Origin of the sequence: Mycetocola sp., from assembly GCF_046716805.1 — a bacterium.
GTDB lineage: Bacteria > Actinomycetota > Actinomycetes > Actinomycetales > Microbacteriaceae > Mycetocola_A.
This window is the reverse complement of the sequence record NZ_JBKJWH010000079.1, coordinates 1-6,831: the sequence shown is the minus strand read 5'-3', so window position 1 is coordinate 6,831 and position 6,831 is coordinate 1. Positions and strand designations below refer to the sequence as shown.

6 protein-coding genes and 1 pseudogene are annotated in these 6,831 nt (G+C 64.8%); 5 read left to right on the top strand and 2 right to left on the bottom strand.

Annotated features, from left to right (window positions below):
• Positions 1–507 (bottom strand): alcohol dehydrogenase catalytic domain-containing protein (locus ACLQ62_RS06380; RefSeq protein WP_411720819.1); only part of this gene is annotated, 507 nt, incomplete at its 3' end.
• A gap of 101 nt (positions 508–608) precedes the next feature.
• On the opposite strand from ACLQ62_RS06380, the gene ACLQ62_RS06375 reads away from it, so the two are divergent.
• Together ACLQ62_RS06375 and ACLQ62_RS06370 are read left to right on the top strand one after the other, a co-directional pair.
• Positions 609–1,778, top strand: a complete 1,170-nt coding sequence (locus ACLQ62_RS06375) for an AI-2E family transporter (RefSeq protein ID WP_411720818.1) — start codon at positions 609–611, stop codon at positions 1,776–1,778.
• A gap of 83 nt (positions 1,779–1,861) precedes the next feature.
• On the top strand, positions 1,862–3,034 hold the full coding sequence (locus ACLQ62_RS06370; RefSeq protein WP_411720817.1) for an AI-2E family transporter: 1,173 nt from the start codon (positions 1,862–1,864) through the stop codon (positions 3,032–3,034).
• Here ACLQ62_RS06370 and ACLQ62_RS06365 read toward each other — a convergent pair.
• The gene (locus ACLQ62_RS06365; RefSeq protein ID WP_411720816.1) at positions 2,991–3,794 is read right to left on the bottom strand and encodes an alpha/beta fold hydrolase; all 804 of its coding nucleotides are present in this window, start codon (positions 3,792–3,794) and stop codon (positions 2,991–2,993) included. The two genes, ACLQ62_RS06370 and ACLQ62_RS06365, sit on opposite strands and share 44 nt — an antisense overlap.
• Positions 3,795–3,980: 186 nt before the next feature.
• On the opposite strand from ACLQ62_RS06365, the gene thrS reads away from it, so the two are divergent.
• The 3 genes and pseudogenes from thrS to ACLQ62_RS06350 form a co-directional block, all read left to right on the top strand.
• Complete coding sequence (gene thrS / locus ACLQ62_RS06360; RefSeq protein WP_411720815.1) at positions 3,981–5,948, top strand: threonine--tRNA ligase; 1,968 nt, start codon at positions 3,981–3,983, stop codon at positions 5,946–5,948.
• On the top strand, positions 5,936–6,529 hold the full coding sequence (locus tag ACLQ62_RS06355; RefSeq protein WP_411720814.1) for an HIT family protein: 594 nt from the start codon (positions 5,936–5,938) through the stop codon (positions 6,527–6,529). Before thrS ends, ACLQ62_RS06355 begins: the two co-directional genes overlap by 13 nt.
• A gap of 60 nt (positions 6,530–6,589) precedes the next feature.
• A pseudogene (locus ACLQ62_RS06350) lies at positions 6,590–6,831 on the top strand (pyridoxal 5'-phosphate synthase lyase subunit PdxS); the annotation flags it as partial.

Genomic DNA, 6,831 nt, shown 5'->3' with positions numbered 1-6,831 from the left:
CTGCCAGGCGGTTGGCAGGATGTCGCTGAGAAAAAGGTAACGGTCATCCGGCAGATCGTGACCGACCTTCGTGGCGTTGAAGTCGGCCAGCGGAACACGCAGGCGTTCAGCCTGCCCTCCGGGTACGGATCCGTACAGTTCCGTGTAGCCGTAGAGCGCCGCCCCCGTGCCGGTGTCGGTGTTCTGGGTCGTCTCGCACTGGGTGTGAAGCCCGCGCTGGCACATATAGCAGTCGCCGCAGGCGATGACGAAGGGAATCACCACTCGGTCCCCGGGGGAGAGCCGAGTGACAGCTGAACCGACCTCCTCAACGACGCCCATCGTTTCGTGGCCCAGGATGTCGCCTTTGGTGAGGAACGGACCAAACAGCTCGTACAAGTGCAGGTCGGAGCCGCAGATGGCGGTCGACGTCACCCGGATGACGACATCCGTGGGTTTCTCGATTGTCGGGTCAGCGACGGTTTCGACGGAGACGGAGCGTTTGCCTTGCCAGGTGAGTGCCTTCATGTTCCCTTTACTACGCTCTCGCGGCGCTCACGTCGATACCTTGACCGTGCATCGAGCGCCCAGTACCGTGACCGGACGCATCCACGAGTGAGGGTTGGACCATGAACGCAGAACCGGACGCACAAGCAGCCGCCCCCCGAGCGGGACTCCGGGAACTCTGGACGGACCGGCTCGGGTATCTCGGTACACGCAGCATCCAGATCCTCCTCATCGTCACGCTCGCCTCCGCGATCGTCTACGCGCTCGTGCAGTTGAAGCTCGTCGTCATCCCCGTCCTCATCGCGATCATCCTCGCGGCGGCCCTCGCACCGGTCGTTCTGTGGCTCCGGCGCAGGGGACTTCCGGCCATCCTCGCCACCTGGATCACGATTCTCGGCGGACTCGCCATCTTCGGCGGCATCGTCACCGCCATTGTCTTCGCTGTCCGCAATCAATGGGACGAATTGTCCACCGCGGCGTCCGATGGCCTCGACGAACTGCAGTCGTTCCTCGCCACCGGTCCGATTCCAATCGACCAGGAACAGATCACTGCGGCTCGAGAAGCCATCGTCGGCTTCCTGACGAGCAGCCAGTTCGGATCAGGGGCACTGCGCGGGGTGTCTGCGGCCGCCGAAGCCGTGACCGGAGCGCTGCTCCTCTTCGTCATCCTGTTCTTCTTCCTTAAAGACGGCGACCGGATCTGGGCGTTCTTCCTGCGCCCGTTCTCCGGGCATCGACGTGCTCGGGGTGAGCGGATCGGGCGGACTTCGCTTCGTGTGCTCGGCGGGTACGTTCGGGGCACGGCGGTGATCGCCTTTGTCGACGCCCTGTTCATCGGCGTCGGTCTGGCGATCCTGCAGGTTCCGCTCGCTCTTCCGCTCGCCGTCATCGTGTTCCTTGGCGCTTTCGTCCCACTCGTCGGCGCGACACTCGCCGGCATCCTCGCCGCTCTTGTCGCCCTCGTGGCGAACGGCCCCTTCGTCGCCCTCATCGTGATCATCATCGTCGTCGCCGTCAACCAGATCGAGGGCGACCTGCTGCAGCCGATCGTGATGGCGCAGTCGCTGAAGCTGCACCCGCTCGTCATCCTCGTGGCGCTCGCCGCAGGCACCATCCTCGGCGGGATCACCGGCGCCGTGCTGGCTGTTCCGATCGCGGCCGTCGCGTGGGCGATCGTGAAGGTCTGGAACGGGCCGGACACAACACTCGAGCAACCCCTTCGGCCGCGTCGGCCGCGTCGGCCGCTGCGCCGGTGGAGACCGGCGACGGACGCCCCGTCATCGACTGCGTGACGGATGCCGCCTTGGCGATATCAGGAATGCACACGCCGCGCGACGCCGCGAGTATGGACGAACGCACTAACTAGTCTTGGAGAATGAGCGCAGAGAGCGAACGACCCGAGAGCGACCGTCCCGCCGTCCGGGAGTTGTGGACCGACCGGATCGGGCATGTCGGCACGCGCAGCATCCAGATCCTCGTCATCATTGCGCTCGCCTCCGTGGTGATCTTCGCGATGATTCAGCTGAAGCTCGTCGTCATTCCCGTGCTCATCGCCCTCATCGTCGCCGCGGCCGCGGCACCGGTCATCCGCTGGCTCCGCCGCTTCATGCCGAACATTCTCGCGGCCTGGGTCGCGCTGCTCGCGGGAATGGTCTTCTTCGGTGGAGTCATCACCCTCATCGTCTTCGCCGTCCGGGATCAGTGGGACGAACTTGCGGACTCAGCCGTCGAGGGTATCGATCAACTGATCGTCTGGCTGCAGGAGGGCCCCCTCCCGATCGACGCCAAGCAAATCCAGGATGCCAGCGACGCGATCATCGACTTTCTCACCAGCAGCCAGTTCGGCTCAGGCGCGATCGCGGGAGTGTCGGTCGCCGCGAACATCCTCACCGGACTGGTACTCGCGATCGTCATCCTGTTCTTCTTCCTGAAGGACGGGGACGCGATGTGGAACTTCTTCCTCAAGCCCTTCCGTGGCGAGCGACTCGAGCGGGGCAGACGAATCGGCAAAACCGCGGTTCGCGTGCTCGGCGGTTACGTCCGCGGTACTGCTCTGATCGCCCTGGTCGACGCATTCTTCATCGGGCTCGGACTCTTCATCCTCCAGGTTCCGCTCGCGCTGCCGCTGTCCGTCATCGTCTTTCTCAGCAGTTTCATCCCCATCGTCGGAGCCACCCTCGCCAGCGTGCTTGCCGCATTGGTCGCACTCGTCGGCACGGAGAACGGGCCGGTCGTCGCCCTCATCGTCCTCGCCATCGCCGTGGGAGTGAACCAGCTCGAGGGCAACTTCCTCCAGCCGATCGTGATGGGCCAATCGCTCAAACTCCACCCGCTCGTCATCCTGGTCGCCTTGACTGCCGGCACGATCGTCGGCGGAATCACCGGCGCTGTTCTCGCCGTGCCGATCACCGCGGTCGCGTGGGCGATCATCAAGGTGTGGAACGGGCCGGAGCTGCCTGATCGCCCGCTTCCGAGGCGTCGGGGAAATCGCGCTGCGGTGCCCGCTAAAAGCGTCGAGGCTCCTGCAACGGAGACGTCGGCGCTGTAGCCGAAATTTCTGCCGCGAATTCGGCCAGGATCTCCGCCACCTGCGCCGCCCTGGTGTGTTGCACGACGTGTGCGGCACCGGGCACCTCAACGAGCCTGCCGTTGTGGGCCGTTGCTGTGAGCCTCGCCGACCAGCCGTGCGGGGCGATCGGATCACGTTCACCACGCAACACGAGCACCGGAACCGACACGAGCGGCAGTCTTTCCTGGGTCGGGTAGCCGAGCATCACGGGCAGCTCGGTGAGATACCAGCGGATGCCGCTGCGTATGTAATCCGTCGAAACGATCCAGTTCGCGCCGAGCGACTCCCGAAGCATGTCCCGGCCCAGGCGCATCCCCTGCTGCCACGGCATGGGCGCCCGCTCGTCGACGACCGGCCCGGCGAGGACGATCGCCCCGATCAGGGTCGGATGCACGGCGGCGACTTCGACCACGAACTGGGTTCCCATCGAATGCCCGACGAGCACCGCGTCTGCGAGGCCTTCTGACCGAATGAACTCCGCGAGGAGGCCGGCCCCGGCTTCGATGGTGAGCTGGCGTTCCGGTCGCGGTGCGGCGCCGAAACCGGGAAGATCGACGACGAGGACGGTTCCGGAGCGGCTGAGTTCGCGGGCCAGCCGTTCGAAGTACCGCGACGACACCCCGATGCCGTGGACGAGAACGAACGTGGTTCTGCCTGCCCCCGGCGCGGCATCCCAGCGCCGGACGAGCATGGTGAGGTCGCCGAAGACAAACGTTGCTTTGTCGCGGGAGGCCTTCACGGACGTCGTCCTTCCAAGACAGACGTCACGGAAGCGGAATGGGTTGAGGCTAGGGACACGTCGCGGTTCCTTTTGATTGGTGGATGCCTCACTCTAAGCCTCAGGCTCTCCGGACGGGCAGCGGCACGAGCGTCATGCCTGACGACGCTAAAGTTGGAGAGTCTTACTACAAGAGGAGCAAACCAGGTGTCTGACGGATTCGAAAGATTTACCGACCGTTCCGTTGTCGCAATGCGCGTCAACGGCGAGTTGAAGGATCTGGCGACGCCGCTCACCGACACCGACGAGGTGGAAGCGGTGACGATCGACTCCGCTGACGGACTCAGCATCCTGCGACACTCAGCCGCGCACGTGCTCGCGCAGGCCGTGCAAAAGGTCAACCCGGATGCGCGACTCGGCATCGGCCCGCCCATCACCGACGGTTTCTACTACGACTTCCAGGTCGCCGAATCCTTCACTCCTGAGGACCTCAAGGCGTTATCCAAAGAGATGGACCGAATCATCCGGCAGGGCCAGCGCTTTGTGCGCCGCGTGGTGTCCGAGGATGAGGCGCGCACCGAACTCGCCGCCGAACCGTTCAAGCTCGAGCTGATCGGCCTCAAGGGCGGGACCGCCGAGGGCGCGGACAACGAGAACGTCGAAGTCGGGGGAGCGGAGCTCACCATCTACGACAACGTCAACCCGAAAACCGGCGAGACGGAATGGAAAGACCTCTGCCGCGGCCCGCACCTGCCGAACACCCGGATGATCGGCAACGGTTACGCCCTGACGCGCGTCGCCGCGGCATACTGGCGCGGCTCGGAGAAGAACCCGCAGCTGCAGCGCATCTACGGAACGGCGTGGCCGACCAAGGACGAACTGCGTGCATACCAGTCGCGCCTCGAGGAGGCCGCGAAACGCGACCACCGCAAGCTCGGCTCGGAGCTCGACCTGTTCAGCTTCCCCGACGAGATCGGCTCAGGCCTTGCCGTGTTCCACCCGAAGGGCGGCATCATCCGCTCCGAGATCGAGAACTACCTGCGCGAACAGCTCATCGAGAACGACTACGAGCTCGTCAACACCCCTCACATCACCAAGGGGCACCTGTACGAAATCAGCCAGCACCTCAACTGGTACCGGGATGGCATGTTCCCACCCATGCACATCGACCAGGAGACGGATGCCGACGGCAACGTCACGAAAACGGGCCAGGACTACTACCTGAAGCCCATGAACTGCCCGATGCACAATCTGATCTTCCGGGCGCGCGGGCGCAGCTACCGGGAACTTCCGCTCCGTCTCGCTGAGTTCGGCACCGTCTATCGCTACGAGAAGAGCGGAACCCTCTCCGGGCTGACCCGGGTGCGCGGTCTCACCCAGGACGACGCCCACATCTACGTCACCCAGGATCAGATCAAGGACGAGGTCGGTCGCCAGCTGCAGTTCGTGCTTGAAACCCTTCGCGGTTATGGCCTCGACGACTTCTACCTCGAGCTGTCCACGAAAGATCCTGTGAAGTTCGTCGGCGACGACGACGTCTGGGAGAGCGCAACCCAGACGCTTCGCGACGTCGCGCTGGACTCCGGGCTCGAGCTCGTCGACGATCCGGGCGGAGCCGCGTTCTACGGGCCGAAGATCTCCGTCCAGGCCCGCGATGCCATCGGCCGCACCTGGCAGCTGTCGACGGTGCAACTCGACTTCAACCAGCCTGAGCTCTTCGAACTCGAGTACACGGCCGCCGACGGAACCCGCCAGCGCCCCGCGATGATCCACCGCGCGCTCCTCGGTTCGGTCGAACGGTTCTTCGCCATCCTGCTCGAGCACTACGCCGGCGCGTTCCCGGTGTGGCTGTCACCCATCCAGGCGATCGGCATCCCGGTGGCAGAGGAATACTCGGCATACCTCGACGAGATCGCCGCGAAGCTGAAGAAGCGGGGCGTCCGCGTCCAGGTCGACCACAGCGATGACCGGATGCCCAAAAAGATCCGCACCCACACCAAGGCGAAGATCCCGTTCCAGCTCATCGCCGGCGAGGACGACCGCGCCAACGGTGCGGTCAGCTTCCGGTTCCGTGACGGAACGCAACTCAACGGCATCCCCGTCGACGATGCGATCGAGCGGATCGTGTCGTCCATCACGAGCCATGCGCAGGTGTCGACCGCATGGCTCGACTAGGACTGGACGACCACCAGGAGCCGAACGACCAGGCGGCGCCCGTTGCGGACTCTGTCGAGGCCGCAGCGCACCTCGGCGGCGTTCCAGACGAATTCCAGCGGTTATGGACGCCGCACCGGCTGGTCTACATCCAGCACGGCCAGCAGCCGGACAAAGACGACTGCCCGTTCTGCCATGCTCCCCAGATGAACGACGAGGATGCCCTCATCGTCGCGCGTGGCACCCACGCCTACGTCCTGCTCAACCTGTTCCCGTACAACAGCGGCCACCTGCTCGTCTGCCCGTACCGCCACATCCCGACCTACGACAGAGCGACACCTGAGGAAGTGGCCGAGATCGGCGCGCTGACCCAGACGGCCATGACCGTAGTGCGTACCGTTTCGAGAAATGACGGCTTCAACATCGGCATGAATCAGGGCATCGTGGCCGGCGCGGGGATCGCCGGGCACCTTCACCAGCACATCGTTCCTCGCTGGGCGCAGGACGCGAACTTCCTGCCGATCATCGCGAAGACGAAAGCTCTGCCGCAACTCCTCGGCGACGTCCGCGCTGCCATCGCGGACGCCTGGCCCACCGACTGAACTTCCGCCGCCACCCCCGGTGCGGCACGCTCCTCTCCAACGATCTAGGATGAATTCACTATGACTAACAGCACCAACACCGGCGAACAGGGTTCCAACCGCGTCAAGCGCGGTCTCGCAGAGATGCTGAAGGGCGGCGTCATCATGGACGTCGTCACAGCCGAGCAGGCGCGTATCGCCGAGGACGCCGGCGCCGTCGCCGTGATGGCCCTCGAGCGCGTCCCCGCCGACATCCGCGCCCAGGGCGGCGTCTCCCGGATGAGCGACCCCGACATGATCGACTCGATCATCGAGGCCGTCTC